Consider the following 18518-nt stretch of genomic DNA (forward strand, 5'->3'; position numbering starts at 1 on the left):
ACAGCGGCACTGAGTGCGTGAGGCAGTACTAGCGCCATCCATATGCCAGAGAATTAAGTGAGCACCTCGATAATCGAAACTAACTCGATGGATGGCTGATCTTACAAACGAGACGTGGCGCTCGATATACGAGAGCCAGCCGGGTGGCTCCAGTTCGTATCTCGTCGATGAATTCTATGTCCCCGCACTTGAACGGTCGATTCGATATGATCGAATCGCTGGCTACTTTTCTAGCAGCGCACTCGCGGTCGCGTCTCGCGGAATCGACGCCCTCCTCGAGAACGACGGCGAGATGCGGCTCGTCGTTGGCACCGAACTCTACTCTACCGACCGTCCGGTCTTCGAGGCACTCACTGACGAACTGACCGACTCGTTGAAAGAACTGGAAGACGAGCAGCTGGACGCACAACTTCAGCTCCTCGCCCGGCTCCTCCGGGAAGGCCGTCTGCACATCAAGGTCGCCGTCCCCCGCGAAGGATCCTGGCGTATCTTCCACCCGAAGATGGGTATCTTCCACGACGACGATGGGAACGCACTCTCGTTCGAAGGGAGCGTGAACGAGACCGTCGGCGGGTGGAAGAACAACTACGAGCGATTCAAAGTCCACCGCTCGTGGGTCGACAAGCAGTCGTCCTACGTCGACGGCGACATCGATACCTTCGACCGCCTCTGGGAGAACGAGCATCCCTACGTCGAGGTGTACGACCTCCCAGAGGCCATCGAGAAGGAACTCATCGACTGGAAGGATCCGGACTCGCAGACGAAACTCGAGGAGGCGATTCAGATCGCCCGGGGGGAGGCACCGCCGACGGAGCGCGACAAAGCGAACATCATCGCCGACGGGCATCTCTCCCCCGGGGGACTTGCGCTCGCAGAGGAAGGCAGCACGATCACGCCCTGGCCTCACCAGCGCGTCGTCTCCGACACACTGATCAACACCTATCCGAACAGCTTCCTGCTCTGTGACGAGGTCGGCCTCGGGAAGACGATCGAAGCTGGCCTGACACTCTCCCGCCTTGGGCTGACTGACGAGCTCGAGACAGGGCTACTGCTCGTCCCAGCGAGCCTCACTGTTCAGTGGCAGGAAGAGATGTGGGAGAAGTTCAATCTGAACACCTACCGGTACGAGCGAGGGAGCAACTACGAGTACGCATTCATCGATGCGTTCGGACGCGAACATTCTCCGCCCGGCCCATCCGAACTTGACCTCCGCGGGCAGGAACGAGAACAGGCCTGGGTGGAAAGCCCAATCTGGCGGTTCCTGCACGAACAGCAGGAGGGAGACGATAACACCGGCCCCGCGATAGTCATCATGTCCTGGCATACTGCGCGACTGCGGGATCGATGGGACCAGGTAGCACCCAAGGATGGTGGCCAGACGCGAACGCGAGACGACGTACCTGCGAGTTGTCGTGGCCGACAAACATCCAATCGAGAAGGTGTCTGGGACGCCGTCATCGTCGACGAGGCTCACAACGGACGCAAGGGGAGCAGCTTCTACTCGATGCTGGAACGCCTTCGCGACCACACGCAGGCGTACTATCTCCTCACCGCGACACCCATGCAACTTCATGCAGGCGAACTCTACGATCTGATGTCCTTGCTCGACCTCCCTGGTGAGTGGGACAATCAAGACGAGTTCGTCGAGTTCTTCGAGACCCGCCGTGCGCTCACGAAAGCGCTTGACAAGGAGTTAGCTGGGAATCGCACTGCGGACGACGAGTCGTGGTCCGCACAGGCTACGCTCACCGAAAGTCGGTATCAGGACCGGCTCCCAGGCGAACGGAGCCTCTCCGACCGCGTGTTCGACGCTGTTGGCACCGAACTAGACGTAGGAGACGACCAGCAGGCCCGGTCTATCGCCAAGCAACGCGTACTTCGAGCCTGTGACCTCGCCAGCGACTACGGCGAGCACTACGATGGGTACATCGATGCGTTCGAATCCGCGATGGACGAGCACGATGTCGACCCATTCGACGCCAAAGAGGACGAGAAGCTGAAATACCTCCTGTATCCCTCGTGGAAAGCAGATGATGAGTGGCTGACGTTCTCGCGAAATGAGCGACTTGCAGCACTCGACGAGCTCTCGGAATCAGGCTGGAAAGTCGTACAGGATGTCCTCGGAGAGTCGACCCCTGTCGATGCGCTCATCCATCGGAATACCCGCGACACCCTTCGCAAGTACGAACGTGTGGGGCTTCTCGACGCGACGGTTCCTGACCGGAATCCCGAACAGCACAAGATAGAGCTCACGGACGAAACGCGCCGCGTGTACGACCGCATCGACGATTACACGAGAAAGTTCTACAAGCTCGCGCAGCAGTCTGACGAGGCTGAGTCCCGGGCAATTGGGTTCGTGATGACGACGTATCGTCAGCGACTCACAAGCAGCGTCTATGCGATTTCGCAGAGTCTCCAGAACCGTCTCAAGAAGCTCCGTGGTCAACGGACAGTGCTGAAGGGTAAACAGCGTGCTCAGGAGGCGGGTTCGGGTGGCTCTCGCCAAGTGGTGATGGAGACGCTCTCCGAGTACGATCTTGAGGACGTCGAGGCGCTAGAGGAACTGGAGGGCGACTTGGAAGATGCCGACCTCGCTGAGATCATCCCTAACGTTACTGACGAGGGACTTCATCTCTTAGACCAGGAGATCGAGGAGTTGGAGTCGTTCGTCGACGAACTGGCGGAGATAGACCAGGATCCCAAAATTGGTCAACTCATCGACGATCTCAACGAGCTGGACCACGAGGGACACAACCGGGCGATTATCTTCACACAGTACGCCGATACGATGGATTTCATCCGTCAGAGCCTCGTGTCGATCCACGGGGAGACGGTCGCGACTTACTCTGGCCGCGGCGGCGAGATGTACGAGAGCGATTCTGGATCGTGGACACACGTCGGGAAGGAACGTGTGAAGCGCGAATTCGCGGCTGACGATGGAAGAGTGGACATACTCGTCTGTACGGACTCTGCGAGTGAGGGACTGAACCTTCAGGAGTGTGGCGCACTCATCAACTACGACTTACCGTGGAATCCGATGCGGGTCGAACAGCGTATCGGGCGTATTGACCGTATCGGACAGCGGTACGACGAGGTGACAATTCTCAATTACAGTTACCAGGACACGGTTGAGACGGACATCTACGAGCGACTAGACGCACGGATCGGCCTTTTCGAGAACGTTGTTGGCGATATGCAACCGATTCTCTCCGGTGTCAGCAGCCAGATTCGATCCGCGACACTAGAGACGGAGCGGGACGAAAGCCGGGATGCGGTTGAGCGAGCCGATCAGGAGTTCTCTGACCAGATTGAGAAGCAGGAAGAGAGCGACAGAGTCGATGTCGGCGAATCACTGGACGACATCGATGAACCGCTCGCGCAAGACGTAATTGACGAAGCGAAGCTCGATGCTTGGGAATCGTTCAAACATCCAGATATCCTCGATGTCGGTGCTGACGACTACGACACAGAGAGGCCGTTTACTGTGCAATCTCTCGAGTCGGTCTTGACGAGGAGTGAAGCTCTCGTAGAGGCGGGAATCCAATTCACGAGTGTCGACGAACTCGGGCTGGATGTGACGGACACCGAATACGGGGATGGCTTTGACTTCGGGGAGTGCACGTACCGACTGGAAGTCAGCGACATAGAGTCTATCCCAGAGTTAGACACAGAGGGAACACTGGCCTCCGTGATTGCTCCGGAGGAAAAGACGGTCGCGGTGACGTTCTCGGACGAATGTGCGGAGGAGTTCCCGTCGCTCCATTATTTGGCACCTAGAAATCCGTTGCTGCGACACCTCATCCACACCTGGAAGAATACTTCAGATAAATCTGAGCGGCTGATTAAATACACCGAATCCGATCAACAGTTGTCTCGTCCAATCGTCTGTGGGTGGGGTAGAGATCGCACCATCAGCGTGATTTCGGACGATGGGACTGTCACAGGAGCGACCTCTGTGGATGAGCTGTCTAAATGGTGCGAGAATTTTGTAGCCAACCGAAAACAGTGAAATCATCGGCGATAATAATCCGGACCGGTCACGCTGGATAGAGAACTAGCGCGTTCTTAGGCCACACCAATGGCCAAACCTACCAGTTCCGGGATGTATTTTGCGGATTATTTTGCTGGTTGATTGGTGTGATTGCCGCCGAGAGACAGAAACCCGACGCCGTCATGCGATCTCTCACAGCCTAGATTCACAAATAACAAACCTTATTTCTAATAGTAGTACCACCAGCCTCAGATTGGTACGGGCGACCCCAGTTGGCAGCGACCACCTCGTCTTGGACCTTCGTGTTTAGTTAAGCGTAAAAAGTGAGGCGGGTGAACTTCTTGCTGGTCTATGGCAGAAATCACACGCCTCAGCGGGAATAACGACTGGATTGATTTGGATTTTGTGGAGCGAGAGCGGACACCCGAGTCGGCGATGAAGCTCGGTATTCAGATGCATCTGGCTGGACTATCACTTTCGAATACCGTCTCTGCGCTTGATAATTTGGGTGTCAAACGTTCTCGAAAAGCGGTTCACGACTGGGTACAGAAGGCCGATCTACAGCCGGTCAGCGGGAAGGCTCCGAATCAGGTTGCGGTTGACGAAACCGTGATTCGCATCGACGACCAGCAGTTCTGGCTGTACGCCGCCGCGGAGCCACAGACGAACGAATTGCTCCATTTACGGCTGTTTTCGACCACTGTAACCGCTCTCACTGAACTCTTTCTCAACGAACTGCGGGAGAAACACGATGTCGAATCCGCCCTGTTTCTCGTCGATGGCGCCAAACATCTCCAAACTGCACTCGACCGATCAGGGCTCCGATTTCAGACAGAACGCCACGGAAATCGGAATGCCATCGAACGTATATTTAGAGAAGTAAAGCGACGAATCTCTTCGTTTTCAAACTGTTTCAGCTACGTCGACCCAGCAACAGCTGAAAACTGGTTGCAGAGTTTCGTTCGCTGGCACAATGCTCCAAACTAAACACGAAGAGAGCGTGCGGCAGATGACGCGTGAGATTCTATCCAGATACTGACGCTGGCGGACCCATGGAACGGCCCAGGCTTTCCTAGGCTAGTTTAAGAGTAGTTGGAATAGAAGGAGTTGGACGACCCGCGCCGACGGGGTTGTTACGACGAACTATATCCGAGCGGCTCACCCGGCCGGAACGGCTGTTCATGTCGGCTGTCGCACCGCGTGGCATTGTCCCTGCAAGCGTCGCAACGCTGTTTGCCATCGAACTGACGCTCGCAGGGGACCCGGCCGCGGCACAGACGCTGCTCGGTGCTGTGTTTGTAGTCATTTTTGTGACGGTGATCGCTGAAGCTGGACTCGCGCGACAGATAGCGGACCTGCTTGGAGTCTCACCAATGCGAACAATAATTATCGGGGGCGGTCGGGTCGGCCGAACGCCTCGGCTACGACGCGGACGACGTCGCGTCGGTCGCCGACGGTGCAGACCTCGGCCTCGGGTGTGGGAATCCGAAGGCGTTCGCTGAGATGACGCCTGGTGAGACAGTACTCGACCTTGGCTCCGGTGCGGGCTTCGACTGCTTCCTCGCTGCACAGGAGGTCGGCCCAGACGGGGATGTCATTGGTGTCGACATGACACCGGAGATGATCTCAAAAGCGAGAGAGAACGTGACGAAGAACGACGCCGACAACGTTGAGTTTCGTCTCGGCGAGATTAGTCATCTCCCCGTTGCTGACGCAACCGTCGATGTCGTCATCTCGAACTGCGTTGTCAATCTTGCTCCCGAAAAACAGCGTGTGTTTGATGACGCTTACCGGGTCCTCAAGCCCGGCGGCCGTGTCGCCATTTCAGACGTTGTCCAAACCGCGCCGTTCCTGGACGATGTCAAGATGGATCCAGACTCGCTGACCGGCTGCGTCGCTGGGGCCTCAACAGTCGACGCCCTCAAAACGATACTTGACAATGCCGGCTTCGAAGCAATCGAGATAGAGCCCAAGGACGAAAGCACCGAGTTCATCAGTGACTGGGACGCTAACCGGGACCTCAGTGACTACCTCGTGTCTGCAACCATCGAGGCCCGGAAACCCCCTTGCGACGCCTGACCTACCCCGAGTACTGGTGGTCTCGACCACTCAAGCATTCCTGCAGGTGGATTGACCGAACCCCTACGAATCATCAACCACAATCTCGGAAGATGGAAATGATGTGCCTTCTGTTCGATCTATCTGTTCTGAACTGAAATAGAAATCTATCTCTCTTGTCGGCCTTGCGCTGGTTACGCTTCCAGAATATCTTGGATGTCGAGCTCTCTGTCCGGCAAAAACGTACGCTCCAAGGTTAATTTGGGCTCCGTCCGTCCGGCCGCTCAACGGCTTCGGCGGCCTCGATTTCATCCGTTTTCTCGACTTCGGCGAACATCGCTCGATACGCGTCAGACTCAAAGAGGTTGTTCCGGTCGAACAACTCGCGGGCGACGTCGGTGAGCTGGAAGAACCGGTACGGTTGGCCTCGTTCGAGCCCCTCACGGTCCCGTTCGACAACCTCGATTAGCCCTACCTCCTCCAGCCGGGCGAGATGGTCGGTGAGCGTCGAGGCGGCGACGCTCGGGTTGTAGTATTCGAGTTCCTTCTTCGAGGGCGCACCCTTGGGATGGCCGACGATCGTCCCGATGATGTTCGCGCGAGTCGTGTCATCGAGAGCACTCAGCGCTTCGATCGGGTCAAGGCCGGTTGTGTCCTCCGCGGGGGTAAACGCGGAAGCGTCGGGCCGGGACATCGTGTGTACACGTTCGAGGCCGCGCCGGATAACCATTTCGGTGAAAATCGAAATGGTTGGACAACACCTTCACGATTCCACTTTCGGTCTCGTTTCCGTACTGTTAGGTGGCGATGGTGTCTCTTCGACAATATGAATGAGGACGACAGTACCCGGACGGCCATCGACAAACTGGGCGCACAACCCGGTGAGGCACTCACACCCGAACGAGTTGAGGCGATCCAGACGGGGATGCACGAGAACCTCGGGCGGTTCATCAATACGACATCCTACTTTGTGTTGGGCTCCTACGGCGAGGACGAACGGCCGCGTCTTGAGGCTGTCCGGGACCACTTGGCGACCGAGGCCACTACATCTGATAAAGACGATGACGTCGATGCGTTTCTGATGGACGAAATCCTCGATATCACCGAGTTCTTTACCTCGAAATTCAAGCTCTTGGTGAGCTACGCCGACCACATTGTCGGTATCTACGAACACTCTCACGGCGGGCATGCTTGGGAGGCTGGCTACATCGATCAACCAGGCTACCGAGAGCGGACGAGGACGTTTTACCGGACCTACGAGAGCGATGAGGACCAGTACGAGGCATACGACGGGATGTTCGCGCACTACTTGCTGTCGATGGAGCGCGTCGACCGTGCGCACACATGGACGACCACAGACGAACTCCTTGAGGAGGTGCAGGCCGCGTCTGACGGAGATTAAGGGCCAACTATCGAACTTCCAACGAACCGTGCGACCGTCTGAGACTCAAAGGATCGATGACCACCGTCTCCAATACCGCGATCGCCGTTTACATTTATATCTGAGTATAGCGTGTGTGAGCTATGAGTTTCGAGATCGTGGGGTTTGAATCGGAACTTGGTACGGATGCGGCGCTGCCGCCCGACTGTGAGAGCGACGATCACATCGTACCGATTAGTTTCGAGGCGTTCTTTCCGAGTTCGTTTATGCGACTCTATACGGACGCAGAGACGTTTGCTGAATTTATGCAGGACAGCCCGTGGCGTGTCACGACGCTGGCCGAGTTCGAGATGATCCCGGAACCGGATCTCGATGTCTACGTCGACGATCGGACGGAGTTCAGGTCGTGGACGGAGATGCTCAGAGCAGCGGGTCCGGACTTCATCGAGCGGGTACAGAACCACTAGACTCTCTCACAGACCAGGAGTTTCAGAAATCCGACTTGATTTTGATCTAATACCGGTGATCGATTCCTCCGGGTAGGGAATTTCCCCCTTTGTTTATCGAGACTTCTCGCGTACTCGTACGTATGGGAGAACTCGAAACTGAAGCGGAGAAAACGCGGTCCGAAATTGCATCGTACCTCCGCGAACTGGCCGAGCAACTCGACGGCGACGGCGCTGTGACGCTCGAACTCGGCGGGAAGCAGGTTCAGTTGGACCCGACGAACCCGGTGACGTTCAAGCTGGAAGGCGAGTCGGACTGGTCCGAAGGGGATACCGAGGCAAAACAGAGTATCGAGTTCGAGTTAGTCTGGTGGTGTGAGGCACAGACAGCAGAAGAAGGAGTATTGGATATCACTACTGAAGGCCAGTAGTAGCCATTCCTCTCCTCAGGCTGTCTGTATTGAGTCACCTTACTGCGGTTGCATGCACTGCCTCAGAGCCTGTTTGGTGTTGTAGGCGGCACCCATCAGAGCGATTTCCCTAAATTCACGGGATCAAGAACTCTCCCGTACGGCGAGCCGATCGAGCGCTTCACGGCCGAGTTCACTGTCTTTGTCATCGAGCGCTGGTTGTGACGCCATGTGTATTCTCGCGTTGTGTGCCTGATCGGATGGCGCGAAGATGCGGTCCTGAACCCACCAGCGGCCGGATCGTGAACAAGATTTAGTCTGAATGGCACGCAACGACACAGCCAACTGGAGCCGGTTGAAGCCAGTGACGACACTAAGCAGGCCGTTTCAGCTTCGCGGTAGCGCGGAGCCCCCTTCCTCAAGGAGCAAACGACACGAAGAGGAGTGAGCGAGTAGGGAGGGGAGGAGCGCGTGACGAAGCAAAGCACATACGCACTCTCAGACGACTCAACCGCTTTGGTTAAATGGCGTCTCACACTCTCTGAAGGTATGGACGTGCGTCGAACAGCTGTCGTGAAACTCGACCTTTCTGACGAGCACCGCGACGCACTCCACCGAACCGCCGACCAATACCTGTCCTGCGCGAACCGAACCAGCGACTACTGCTGGTCCAACACCTCCTACACCGAGTGTAAAACCAACAAACGAGAGGTCCGAGATGCGCTCTACGCCGAACTCCGCGATGATACAGACCTTCCTGCACAGCTCGTCCAAGCCGCCATCAAACGCGCCGTCGAAGCCGTCAAAGCGTGCGTCGAACGCTGGAAGAAGCGACAGCGCGTCTCTTGCCCCACGTTCACCGCCGAAACAATGGACTACGACACGCGCAGCGCAACCTTCTACCGCAACAACGTATCGCTGGCAACTGTCGAGGGCCGGGTCGAACCATCGTTCGTACTTCCAGCGGACAGCCCGACGCCGTACGAGCGGTACGTACTCTCCGAGAACCACGAGTTCCGCGAGAGTACACTCCGGTACGATGCGGTGGACGATGAGTTCTACACTCACGTTTCGACGCGGCGGGTAGACGGCGACGACACAGAGGTTTCGAGAGATACCGGGCACCCCGACCACACGGTCCTCGGGATCGACCTCGGCGTCAACAGTCTCGCCGTCTCTTCAACCGGCACGTTCTGGCAGGGAGACGACTACGACCACTGGTGTCGCGAGTTCAAGAAGCGACGCAGCGAGATGCAACAGCGCGAAACGCAAGCCGCGCACAACGCCTTGCTTCGACTCGGGAATCGTGAGAGAGCGTGGCGAAAGCAGTACATCCACACTGTTGCGAACGAACTCGTCACAGAAGCCGTCGAACACGACTGCGACGTGATCGCGTTCGAGGATTTGACCGACATTCGCGAGCGGCTTCCACACGCGACGTGGCACCACGTCTGGGCGTTTCGACGCCTCTACGAGTACGTCTCGTACAAGGCTCCTGACCACGATGTCTCCGTGGAGCACGTCGAACCGGAATACACGTCCCAACGCTGTTCACGAACGGACTGTGGGTTCACGCATAAAGACAATCGTCACGGAGAACGCTTCTGTTGCCAGAAGTGTGGGTACGAGGTGAACGCTGATTACAACGGCGCGAAGAATGTCGGGTTGCGGTACGCTCGAAAGCAGATACACAGACTCCGTTCCTCGCCCATGTCGGGGAGCGGAGACGCAGAAGTAGACCTGCGTGTGAATGGTGGGACGGTGAACGGCGACGGGTCCCGGCGTATTGCTGGTGCGTGAGTGCCGGGAGTCCACATCAAAGCCCCACCCTCAACGAACCGAGGCGCGTCTGCGCCGAGGGAGGAGGGTGGGGTGGTTTACACTGGCACTACTGGCTCGACCGATAACATCACCAGCGTCGATGCAAAATAGCTCCACAAATATGGCGACCTACCGTTTCCGCGTCAAGTACGAGCACGATCCCCGGTCGCTGTGGCGGGACATCATCGTCGGGGCGGACCGAACCCTGGACGAGTTCCAGTCGGTGCTCAACAGCGCGGTCGGACTGAACCAGGATCATCTCTGGTTCTTCGGAACTGACCAAGACTACTGGGACAGCGACGTCCAGTACAAGCGCCCTGGAGAGATCGAACAATCCCCAGACGGAATGTTGCGCGGTGGCGAGGAGTATGACGCGGGCGAGACGACGGTCGGTCAGATGGCCCGTCAGTTGGACTTAGACGAACGCGACCGGATTTGCTACCTCTTCGACTACGGTGACGAATGGCGCTTCTATGCCATCCTCAAGGAGATCAACGAGGGCGGAACCAGCGATACAGAGCCGGAAGTCGTTAAAAAGAAAGGCGAGCCTGTCGAGCAGTATCCGCCGCCCGGCGAAGGCTGGTAGTCATCCTGAGGAATATCTGGGGCGAAGCGGCCCCGGTCAGTGTCGGTGATCAGGGGCGCGTCCGTCGATGGCGTGCGCCTCTGCCAACTCCACCACATCGTAGACGTGAATCCCTGATTTGAACCAGAGAACGCGGTCTCTCGCCTCCTCAAAATCGTCCGCTGAGCACTCTAACCGCTCCGACACTGCGACAAGCAAGTGGTCGAGATCGGCCCCTCGAATTTTCGCTAGCTTCTCATTGAGGTACTCGGGTGTCCAGAAGCCCACGATTTCGAAGATTGCTCGTCGTCCGTCCGGATGTTCGATCGCGAAGTCGGGGATCATCACTTCGGCACCGAGATCGAAGACATCGTCTTCTCGGACAAGTTCCCACTCCGTATTCGCTCGTTCCCACTTGTTGGCGAGCGTCCGTTCGACATCGCTATCGAAGCGGTTGCCAGCGCTGTAATGGGAATCGAGGCCCTCAGTATGGTCGAGCATGAACTGACGTGTCTCACCGGAGGTTTCGTCGACGAGAATCGTCGCGGTCATCTCCCACCGATCACAGAGGGGTAACGCCGGCAGGAAGTTCGCCATGCGAATCCCGTACTTCTGCGATTGGGAGAACAGCGACGCGGGCCCGTCCAGTACGGCCTCGTAGCCGGCGGCTTGGTCGGTACTCGGGACGCGTTCACCGTCGGCGTTGATCGGATAGATCCGGTGCATCAACCCGAACAGCTTCACGTAGCTGAACACCGTTCCGAAGTGATCCCAGACGCGAATTCGCATCTCCGTCGCATCGTAGAGCACCGCTTGGGCCAGCGCGAGGTTGTACCGGGTCAACAACCAGTCCACGGTGAGATCCGTGTGTTCGTACTCCGCGTCGCTGCTGCCGGTCAGGTTGGTCGTCGACGTCGATGTATCATCATCACTGGCGTACTGGTCGGCCGTCCGCGTCCCGATTCGGACGAGTCGCTTGTTGTCCTCGAGATCGGCGTACATCCCGCGATAACACTCTTCGAGCGACAGTCCGAGGTCGTCGGCGACCGCGCTGTACACCTCCAGTTTCTGTGTATCCTCGCCGAGGGTGGGCTGGCGGACGATCGGATAGCGCTCGTTAGCTTTCTCGAAGAGTTGCTGGCGGATCTCGCGCGGTTCGACGGAGGCGACGACCTTGAATTCGGACTCGTCTTTGAGGAGCTTCGCAAGCCCCTGAACGATCTTGTAGTCGGTATCCGCGACAGTCAACTCGTCAATCGCGTCCTCAAGATCGCCTTTCGGCTCGCCGAGATGGGCCTCGAACAACTGGAGCAATTCCCGAGCAGTCTTTCGGTAGCGCTCCTCATCAGGATCGATGAACAGCGGCGTAGTCATCTCGTCAGTCGTGCGCGAGCGTGCGAGGTCAGCCGTCAGCATTAGTTGTCACCCCCTCACGGCGTCGCTGGGAGACGTACGTCTCCATCGTATCCTCGGTGATGATTTCGTAGAGACGGGCGGGCTGGCGGTCGTCAGTGGGCCGCAGGATGCGCCCGAGCCGTTGCGCGTACTGGCGTTTCGAGGCGCTCCCGGAAAGGATGATACCAACGTTTGCCGCCGGGACGTCGATGCCTTCGTCGAGGACTTGGGACGTCACGAGCATCGAGTAGTCGCCCGTGCGGAACCGCTCGAGGATCTCGGTGCGTTCGTCGGTCTTCGTCTGGTGGGTGATACAGGGGACGATGAACTCCTGGGAGATGTCGTAGGCAAAGTCGTTGTTGGCGGTGAAAATGATGGCGCGGTCGTCGTGATGGCGCTTGATGAGATTGTCGAGCGTGTCGAGTTTCTTCTCGGCGGTGCGGGCGATTCGTTCGGCCCGTTGCTTGGCGATGAGTGCCCGCCGGCCTTGCGGGTCGTAGGACGTGCGTTTGAGAAACTCCGCATAACCCTCCTCCTTCCAGAGGTTGAACTTGTGACTGTCGACGTAGTCGCGATAGATCTGGTACTCCTCGTCGTATTGTTGGCGCTCGTCGGGCGTGAGCTCGACCGACATGTGGATCGTCTCGTATTTGCTGAGGTATTCGCCAGCGAGTTCGTCGACGTCCTCACGGTAGACGACCGGGCCGAGGAGGTCCTCGAGGAGTTCGTGCTTGCCGTCGGGCCGCTCGTAGGTTGCAGTCAACCCGAGGCGATATGGCGCGATCATCATCTCGGGGATCTGCCGGTAGGTCGGGGCTGGCAAGTGGTGTTCCTCGTCGACGACGAGCAGGCCGAACCGGTCGCCGTACTCGTTGACGTAGCGGTAGGCGCTGTCGTAGGTGGTGACGGTGATCGCGGTGACGTCGTGGCTGCCGCCACCGAGGACGCCGACCGGCTCTGTAAGTTGGTCGCCGAAGGCGTTGGTGAGCGTGGCGTGCCACTGGTTCATCAGGTCGATCGTCGGCGTCACGACGAGCGCGCTGACGCTGGCGTCGGCGATGGCCTGCAGCCCGAGGAACGTCTTCCCGCTGCCCGTCGGGAGGACGACACTCCCTCGGCGCCCGTGGTTGATCCAGGCGTCGAGGGCGGCCTGTTGGTAGTCACGCGGTTCGATGTGAAGTGCCGGCGTAAGTTCGAGGTCGGGGTAGCCCCGGGCAGCATCCTCGCAGGCTGCACCGAATCCATCGCGCAGCGTGGCTTGGTCGTCGCTGCCCGTCCATTTGCCGGCCCATTCGAGGAGGGTTCGATACCGATAGGCCTGTGTGCGATGCTCGTCGACGCGGTCGTCCCACTCCGCATGGGGCACATTCTCGGGTGCGTCACGGAGTAGGAGGGTTCCGTCGTCGAATTCGATCCGAATTCGCTATGTAGATACATGCGACCGGTCGGATTCAATCTGTGGGTCGCGTTTGAGTGGTTCCTGTGACTCGACGTGGGGGCGTCGGTGCTTCATACTCTTCGTTCGAAACTAGTGCTCGGTCAATCGCCAATTATCGAAGTTGCAAGGCTAAAACCCCGCCTTCAGTACGGGGAGAATGTCAAGACACTCTCGGATATACGTACGTGAACGGTTGGGCGAGCAACGCTCACCAGATTGATTTGACGACGACCATCTCCCAGACAGCAGGCTTTACCGTGCGCCACGCATTTTAAAAGTATGACTTCCAGTAGTCACATGGTGATCGCTGGCGGCGGACGCGTCGGATTCCGGGTCGCAGAGTTCTTCAAACAACGTGGACACAGCGTGACAGTTATCGAGCAAGATCCGGACCGAGCGCACGAGCAGGACTCGGACGATATTGAAATCGTGATAGACGACGCGACACATCCGTCCGTGTTATCAAACGTTATCACGGAGGAGACGACCGTCATCGGTGCCCTAACAGACAGTGACAGCACCAATCTCGCGGTCTGCCTAGCTGCGAAAACGTTCCAGCCGGACATCCGAACGGTCGCACGTATCACCAATGCCGACGACGAGGAGTTCGAACAACTCGTCGACGAAGTCGTGTTCCCGGAGCGTGCAAGCGTCAAAACCGCAGTGAACGCACTCAGCGGGAGCGACGTGCGAACGTTCGAGGACGTCACCGGTAAGATGGAGGTGTTCGACATCCGCGTCGCCCCCGAGTCGCCGATCGCAGGACAGCTTCTCGACGACGCTGACCTTCCGGAGGGGAGCCTCGTGATCTCCGGGGCGGGGGGAGAGCGGACAGCTACCTCCGAAACGCGACTGGAAGCCGGCGAACGGTATATTATCGCAGCCGATCCTGCTGCCGCAGATAGCGTTATCTCGGCGTTCCGTGGGGAATGAGAGACGGCGGGAGCGCTGGTGTTCAAATTTGCGACCCTCTCGATCATCGGGCAGAATATCCGGTCGATTCTTACTGAGTACGGCTATCGCTGGGAGATCGAGAGTGGGTACAGGTCGATCAAACGGTTCATGGCAGCGACGACGTCGAAGGATTTCGGGCTTCGATTCTTCTACTTCGCGTTTGCGTGTCTGCTGTACTCTATCTGGCGAGCGGTCGATCTGCTCGTGCAGGTTGAGTTGACCGATGAGTACGAGTACTCGCCTATTGTGACGGCCGACAATACGCTGACGCTGCTGAAGAAGGAGACTGGAATCGGGTAGTGAGGAACTCTATTCGAGTTAGCGTGCCGCTGAGTGGCTACGCTGCTGGAAGTCTCGAAAGATTACCCATATGATTGAGTGTTTGACAGGAATAGCTGCTTGGAAAGCAATCTGGATCAGTTTCCGCTGACCGAATCTGTCAAATTCACGCATCACAGCCCCGCTAAACCCGCTGTAGTCTCAACTTCCACCACGTTCCTTTCGATATATCACTATACAGTTTATTAACTACATCTGAATCCCTAAAGCACGGTATTTCTGCTTTAGAGCCTCTGTATCGCGCGTTTACTGAGTTGCATTTTCGAGAGTCGAGTGAGTACTCTTACTTCGATAAGAGTACGTACTTTCAAGCAGGTGGCCGCCGTCTACCAAAGCGAATCCCATGACTCCACCTGACATCCCAAGTATTCCCGCTCAGATAGCCCTCGAAGCACGGTTCCACGGAGGCGGTGAGTGAGATGAGTTCTTCTGGCAACGGCGAGGGCCACACGGACGGCCAGGATGATCGGCCGGTCGAGATCGCGGACGTCGTCAAGGATTACCTCACGGACAAGGGCAAAGGAGCGGAAGGAAAGAGCGGGACGTACCGCCGGGATGCAAAACGCGAACTCGGCCGCTTTTTCACTTTCCTCGAAGATGAGCGCCCGCGTTCGCCTACGACATTCGAGGAGCTGACTATCCGGGATATCCGCCAATACGCTCGCCATCTCGCGACACAGGATTGGACTGAAAGCACGAAGCAGAACTATTACGCCCACATTTCGGCGTTCTGCGGATGGGCGGTACGCGAGGGATATCTGGACGAGAATCCTGCGTTGAAATCACGGGCAAAAGAGCCACTTCCAGAAGACGACGGACGGAAGACCGAACGCCAACAGGCGTGGTCACCCGAGCAGCGAACAGCACTCTTAGAGTACGTCGACGAACAGGCACACGAAGCCATCGACGAAGTGGGCGAGAACCGCTACGAGGCGATCAAAGCGTGTCGCGACCGAGCGCTCGTCTATCTCCTGTGCTTCTCGGGTGTTCGCGGCGCGGAAGTCCTGGCCGATGTCGCCGACGCCCGACGAGGTCGTGATGGGCTTCGCTGGTCGGACGTTTCCCTCGAGGACAACACAATCACCGTCCTCGGGAAGAAGGGTGAATGGAGCGATAGGGCTGTCCCACCGTCTGCGATCCCGTCACTCGAACGCCTCCGGTCAGTACTGAACCCATCGAGTGACGACTGGCCCGTGTTCACGACGCTGTCGTATCCAACCCTCGTCGAGACGTTCAAAGACGAACTCGTTGAGCAGGACTATACGCGCAAAGAGGCTGAGAGTCTGCATCGCGAGCAGGTGAACGATGGGGACGTCTCGATGATCGAACTCTGCGTCGAGTACGATGTCGACCCTCCGGCGTTGACGACCCACAGCGCACGGCGGATTTTGCAGCGACTCACAGAGGAAGCAGACATCGACTTGGATGACGACAAACACGGCTATCTTGCCCCGCACGGCGCTCGTCGGGGAGCTGGCGAAGTGATGGTTCGGGAGTTCGGGTACACGGAGGCGGCACGGCACCTGGATAACTCCGAGGAGGTTGTTCGCGAGCACTACTCACATATCGAGGCGAGTGAACGCGCTCAGATGGCTGAGACGGCGTTTCAGAATCAGCGACCTAGCCAGAAAGATGTGCCCGACCAGGACTCCGACGGGTAGCACTCAGCTATCCACTGTGCCCCAGTCAGTAGCGGTCTTAATTTCCGTCATAGTAGTGCTAACATGTTGAATGTTCAAAATGTAGTTACCGTGAATAATGGAAATAGTGTAACAAATAGTACTAACAGCAACAGCTTTTTTAACAGTAACATCGCTAATAACGGTACTACTGACTATAGTAGTAATAATGGTAATACCGCATATACTGTTAAAATCGGTATTACCGTTATTATTGCCGCATTAGTATAGGCCCTACATAGGTTAAAATGCCGAATTGGAGGAATAGAAGCAGATCAATAATATTATTATTAACGGTAGTACCGTTCTGAACGGTAATCGTCTGACGAACAATTATAACGGTATGAAATCAATTTGAGGGTAGTTATGACCGACACCTACCCAGAAGTACTCGCCATCTCGTTTCAGAAGGGTGGCACTGGCAAAACATTCACCTCGTTGAATATTGCGGGTGGTCTTGCAGCTCGCGGCTTCAACGTGCTTGCCATCGACCTTGACCCACAGGGCACTCTCACCGCAAACCTTGGGAAGCGAGACCTCTACAAAGACCTAGACGCGCTCTCACTGGATGAAATCCTTTTAGATCCGAAAAGTTGGGATAATGTGAACGAACTCGTTCTCACCGATCACGAAGAGTTCGATCTTATCCCCAGCAACCAGACTTTCAACGGGAACAAGACGCCTCTGGACTCGGCTGATGCCGGCGAGAACCGACTGGGGCGGCTCTTACAACGGCTTGAAGACGATTATCATTACATCGTGTGTGATTGCCCACCGGATTTCTCACCATACGCGAAAAACGCAGTCACGGCCGGTGAGAAGATTGTCGTGCCGATGGAGCCAGAGACGGAGATGCCACATTCGACGGACCTGTTGTTCGATCAATACGAGGTTCTTGGAATGATGCACGATCTCGAGATTCAGTATCTCGCCTTCCTGATGACGGTGAACTCGACGAAGATGACCAACGAGAACAAGCGAATTGTCGAGTGGTTCAACGAAACTTTCGACGAGAAAGGCGTCACTACTGATCATCGGGCGGCGTTCGCGAGGGCGAAAAAGAGCCAGCAGTCAATCTACGCTCACCCAGAATCGCTCCGGAACGACGAAATCGAACGATACGACGAACTCCTTCAATTGATTCTTAAGCAGACATCACCCCCCACGCTCGGATTGGATGTTGAAGCGGCAAAGGCGATGACCGTCGAAGATATTCGCGCTGCGGCGGCCGACCGGGAGGTGGAAGCATGAGTGACGATTCCTCTGAAGACGACTTTGAGGCACAGATGAGCGATGTTTCAGAGCGGGCACAGAAACTCGGAGTCTCCGGTTCGGACCCAAGCTCGAGTTCGGGCGCTGAATCGTTGTCCGAAAATACCACGGGTGACACTGAGGAGAGAGCCGAAGTGGATTCTGATGATCCATCGGCTGCTCAGCAGGCAGTTGAACAAGAGTCACGCACGACTGGAGGACCTGATACCCACGAATACCCGAACCCAGATAGGGAGCTGGGAGCACTCACTGATGTATACAGGAATAATAACGTATTCCTCTCACCCGAGGTCGTCGACGCCGTTGAGGGTCTCTGGGATGACATCGAGTACGAATGGAAGAAGTCTCACGATACGGAACTCAACAAGAACTGGGACTTCTACATGGCCTGCTTCCGAGTCATCTTAGACAATCCCGATCTCGTCCGTGACGAACTTGATATGGATACTGAGTCGTAGTTTCGGTATCTCCGAGGACAGATTTTCAACTCTTAGCTTAGTTTAGATAGTGAAGGACGTCTAATGTAAAGACATCAATTTAGCATGTTGATCTCCTTTCGACCCTCCTGTGGGCTGTCGATTTAGACAAAGGATATATATCACGTCGATATATCCCCACGGGACAGGCTACGACACCCGGACAGGACGTCTACGCGGATAAGTAACGAAACGAGCCCGCTTCGTGGGCTAGTAGCGTTACTCGGGCACTTCTTGGAGGGTGTTTCCCCTGTGATCTGTACTTTTGGAGTAGTACAGGTCACTACGCGTAG

The 18518-nt window shown here is 56.8% G+C and carries 14 protein-coding genes and 3 pseudogenes; 14 read left to right on the forward strand and 3 right to left on the reverse strand.

Going from position 1 to position 18518, the window contains the following annotated elements; genetic code table 11:
• Positions 1-91 precede the first annotated feature (91 nt).
• The 4 genes and pseudogenes from DU484_RS18945 to arsM form a co-directional block, all read left to right on the forward strand.
• Positions 92-4009 (forward strand): helicase-related protein, encoded by a 3918-nt coding sequence (locus DU484_RS18945; RefSeq protein ID WP_114606887.1) that lies wholly within the window; start codon positions 92-94, stop codon positions 4007-4009.
• A 333-nt stretch (positions 4010-4342) separates the two neighbouring features.
• A complete protein-coding gene (locus DU484_RS18950) occupies positions 4343-4978 on the forward strand; it encodes an IS6 family transposase (protein WP_114606888.1) in 636 nt (211 codons plus the stop codon).
• Between the two features lie 134 nt (positions 4979-5112).
• Positions 5113-5430, forward strand: a pseudogene (locus DU484_RS20555) (potassium transporter); the annotation flags it as partial.
• Positions 5399-6070 (forward strand): annotated as a pseudogene (arsM, locus tag DU484_RS18960) (arsenite methyltransferase); the annotation flags it as partial. The pseudogenes DU484_RS20555 and arsM, both read left to right, overlap by 32 nt.
• A gap of 235 nt (positions 6071-6305) precedes the next feature.
• Here arsM and DU484_RS18965 read toward each other — a convergent pair.
• Entirely contained in the window at positions 6306-6743 is a 438-nt protein-coding gene (locus tag DU484_RS18965) for a helix-turn-helix domain-containing protein (RefSeq protein WP_114606942.1), read from the reverse strand.
• 132 nt (positions 6744-6875) lie between these two features.
• Between DU484_RS18965 and DU484_RS18970 the strand changes: the two genes are divergently transcribed.
• The 5 genes from DU484_RS18970 to DU484_RS18990 all read left to right on the forward strand — a co-directional run bounded on the left by DU484_RS18970 (position 6876) and on the right by DU484_RS18990 (position 10693).
• The gene (locus DU484_RS18970; RefSeq protein WP_114606889.1) at positions 6876-7451 is read left to right on the forward strand and encodes a hypothetical protein; all 576 of its coding nucleotides are present in this window, start codon (positions 6876-6878) and stop codon (positions 7449-7451) included.
• A 122-nt stretch (positions 7452-7573) separates the two neighbouring features.
• The gene (locus DU484_RS18975) at positions 7574-7897 is read left to right on the forward strand and encodes a hypothetical protein (protein ID WP_114606890.1); all 324 of its coding nucleotides are present in this window, start codon (positions 7574-7576) and stop codon (positions 7895-7897) included.
• Positions 7898-8019: 122 nt separating this feature from the next.
• A complete protein-coding gene (locus DU484_RS18980) occupies positions 8020-8307 on the forward strand; it encodes an amphi-Trp domain-containing protein (RefSeq protein ID WP_114606891.1) in 288 nt (95 codons plus the stop codon).
• Between the two features lie 528 nt (positions 8308-8835).
• On the forward strand, positions 8836-10086 hold the full coding sequence (locus tag DU484_RS18985) for an RNA-guided endonuclease InsQ/TnpB family protein (RefSeq protein ID WP_114606892.1): 1251 nt from the start codon (positions 8836-8838) through the stop codon (positions 10084-10086).
• Positions 10087-10228: 142 nt separating this feature from the next.
• Positions 10229-10693 carry an IS1096 element passenger TnpR family protein gene (locus DU484_RS18990; protein ID WP_114606893.1) on the forward strand — a complete coding sequence of 155 codons (465 nt, stop codon included), beginning with the start codon at positions 10229-10231 and terminating at the stop codon, positions 10691-10693.
• 36 nt (positions 10694-10729) lie between these two features.
• Here DU484_RS18990 and DU484_RS18995 read toward each other — a convergent pair whose 3' ends face one another.
• Both DU484_RS18995 and DU484_RS19000 read right to left on the reverse strand, forming a co-directional pair.
• Positions 10730-12088, reverse strand: a complete 1359-nt coding sequence (locus DU484_RS18995; protein ID WP_114606894.1) for a DUF790 family protein — start codon at positions 12086-12088, stop codon at positions 10730-10732.
• Entirely contained in the window at positions 12075-13487 is a 1413-nt protein-coding gene (locus DU484_RS19000; protein ID WP_114606895.1) for a DEAD/DEAH box helicase family protein, read from the reverse strand. Before DU484_RS19000 ends, DU484_RS18995 begins: the two co-directional genes overlap by 14 nt.
• A gap of 315 nt (positions 13488-13802) precedes the next feature.
• Here DU484_RS19000 and DU484_RS19005 point away from each other — a divergent pair, with 315 nt between their 5' ends.
• The 5 genes and pseudogenes from DU484_RS19005 to DU484_RS19025 all read left to right on the forward strand — a co-directional run bounded on the left by DU484_RS19005 (position 13803) and on the right by DU484_RS19025 (position 18207).
• Complete coding sequence (locus tag DU484_RS19005) at positions 13803-14438, forward strand: potassium channel family protein (protein ID WP_187347820.1); 636 nt, start codon at positions 13803-13805, stop codon at positions 14436-14438.
• Positions 14439-14507: 69 nt separating this feature from the next.
• Positions 14508-14759, forward strand: a pseudogene (locus tag DU484_RS19010) (transposase); the annotation flags it as partial.
• A 458-nt stretch (positions 14760-15217) separates the two neighbouring features.
• Positions 15218-16459 (forward strand): tyrosine-type recombinase/integrase, encoded by a 1242-nt coding sequence (locus DU484_RS19015; protein WP_157969623.1) that lies wholly within the window; start codon positions 15218-15220, stop codon positions 16457-16459.
• 384 nt (positions 16460-16843) lie between these two features.
• Entirely contained in the window at positions 16844-17728 is an 885-nt protein-coding gene (locus tag DU484_RS19020; RefSeq protein ID WP_114606897.1) for a ParA family protein, read from the forward strand.
• Positions 17725-18207, forward strand: a complete 483-nt coding sequence (locus DU484_RS19025) for a hypothetical protein (protein WP_114606898.1) — start codon at positions 17725-17727, stop codon at positions 18205-18207. Before DU484_RS19020 ends, DU484_RS19025 begins: the two co-directional genes overlap by 4 nt.
• The last annotated feature ends 311 nt before the right edge of the window (positions 18208-18518 follow it).

Source organism: Haloplanus rubicundus, assembly GCF_003342675.1.
Lineage (GTDB): Archaea > Halobacteriota > Halobacteria > Halobacteriales > Haloferacaceae > Haloplanus > Haloplanus rubicundus.

What these genes read in the sequence shown, in the direction of transcription:
- DU484_RS18945 (WP_114606887.1), top strand. Translation starts at nt 92, where the DNA reads ATGGCTGATCTTACAAACGAGACGTGGCGCTCGATATACGAGAGCCAG.
- DU484_RS19025 (WP_114606898.1), top strand. Translation starts at nt 17,725, where the DNA reads ATGAGTGACGATTCCTCTGAAGACGACTTTGAGGCACAGATGAGCGAT.
- DU484_RS19020 (WP_114606897.1), top strand. Translation starts at nt 16,844, where the DNA reads ATGACCGACACCTACCCAGAAGTACTCGCCATCTCGTTTCAGAAGGGT.
- DU484_RS18970 (WP_114606889.1), top strand. Translation starts at nt 6,876, where the DNA reads ATGAATGAGGACGACAGTACCCGGACGGCCATCGACAAACTGGGCGCA.
- DU484_RS18985 (WP_114606892.1), top strand. Translation starts at nt 8,836, where the DNA reads ATGGACGTGCGTCGAACAGCTGTCGTGAAACTCGACCTTTCTGACGAG.
- DU484_RS18950 (WP_114606888.1), top strand. Translation starts at nt 4,343, where the DNA reads ATGGCAGAAATCACACGCCTCAGCGGGAATAACGACTGGATTGATTTG.
- DU484_RS19005 (WP_187347820.1), top strand. Translation starts at nt 13,803, where the DNA reads ATGGTGATCGCTGGCGGCGGACGCGTCGGATTCCGGGTCGCAGAGTTC.
- DU484_RS18990 (WP_114606893.1), top strand. Translation starts at nt 10,229, where the DNA reads ATGGCGACCTACCGTTTCCGCGTCAAGTACGAGCACGATCCCCGGTCG.
- DU484_RS18975 (WP_114606890.1), top strand. Translation starts at nt 7,574, where the DNA reads ATGAGTTTCGAGATCGTGGGGTTTGAATCGGAACTTGGTACGGATGCG.
- DU484_RS18995 (WP_114606894.1), bottom strand. Translation starts at nt 12,088, where the DNA reads ATGCTGACGGCTGACCTCGCACGCTCGCGCACGACTGACGAGATGACT.
- DU484_RS18980 (WP_114606891.1), top strand. Translation starts at nt 8,020, where the DNA reads ATGGGAGAACTCGAAACTGAAGCGGAGAAAACGCGGTCCGAAATTGCA.
- DU484_RS18965 (WP_114606942.1), bottom strand. Translation starts at nt 6,743, where the DNA reads ATGTCCCGGCCCGACGCTTCCGCGTTTACCCCCGCGGAGGACACAACC.
- DU484_RS19015 (WP_157969623.1), top strand. Translation starts at nt 15,218, where the DNA reads ATGAGTTCTTCTGGCAACGGCGAGGGCCACACGGACGGCCAGGATGAT.